This window comes from Idiomarina sp. UBA4206 (assembly GCF_002383015.1).
Classification (GTDB): domain Bacteria; phylum Pseudomonadota; class Gammaproteobacteria; order Enterobacterales; family Alteromonadaceae; genus Idiomarina; species Idiomarina abyssalis.
In genome coordinates, this window is the sequence record NZ_DFTS01000016.1 from 30,163 (window position 1) to 31,067 (window position 905).

A 905-nucleotide genomic window follows, 5' to 3' on the forward strand; every position below is an offset into this window, starting at 1 on the left:
TTCTCCAGTTGTTTTGGCGCGGCGTTCTTAAGTCTGCACCCAACTCAGTACGCGGAAGTATTAGTGAAGCGTATGGAAGCGGCTGGCGCAGAAGCTTACCTGGTTAACACTGGCTGGAACGGTACCGGCAAGCGTATCTCTATTAAAGCGACCCGCGCTATCATCGACTCTATTTTAGACGGCTCGATTGAAGACGCGGAATTTGTCGAACTGCCATACTTCAACTTAGCGATGCCAACTCAGTTAGCCGGCGTTGAAGACAGCAGCATCTTAGACCCGCGTAACACCTACGAAGACGCAGGTGAGTGGGATGTGCGAGCCAAAGACCTGGCTGAGCGTTTCGTTGCTAACTTCGAGAAGTTTACCGACACCGATAACGGTAAAGCGCTGGTAGCGGCAGGCCCGCAACTGTAAAGTCACAGTTTGAAACAAATTAAAGGGCTCGTAACACTTGTTACGGGCCCTTTGTGTTTCTAAGATAGGCGCCACATTCTAATAACAGAAAAACAACATGCGCCTTTCAGTTAATAATGTCACTAAGCGCTATCGCACGGTTACGGCGGTAGATGCAATATCACTCGATATTCAACCCGGAAAAATTCAGGCTCTGCTTGGTCCCAATGGTGCCGGTAAATCCTCTTTAGTTCGTATGCTGGTTGGTTTGACGCACCCCGACCAAGGCGAAATTGTGGTTGAGAACAACGGTCAAACCATAGACCTGACTTACCACGACTTTGCTTACTTACCCGAAGACCGTGGCTTGTATCAGGACCGCTCCATTCTCGATAACCTTAATTACATTGCCAGTCTGCGCGGACTGAAGCTGAGCGACATACGTGGCGATATTGACAGCTGGCTGGCACGGTTTGAACTGACGGATCGTAAAGACGAGCCGTTGCGTCAGA

General features: G+C 49.8%; 2 protein-coding genes. Both read left to right on the top strand.

The features are described from left to right. The coding region (locus tag B3180_RS03485; protein WP_286843087.1) for a phosphoenolpyruvate carboxykinase (ATP) at nucleotides 1-414 on the top strand (414 nt) is incomplete at its 5' end. 97 nt (nucleotides 415-511) lie between these two features. Next, on the top strand, nucleotides 512-905 hold a 394-nt coding region (locus B3180_RS03490), incomplete at its 3' end, for an ATP-binding cassette domain-containing protein (RefSeq protein WP_286843089.1).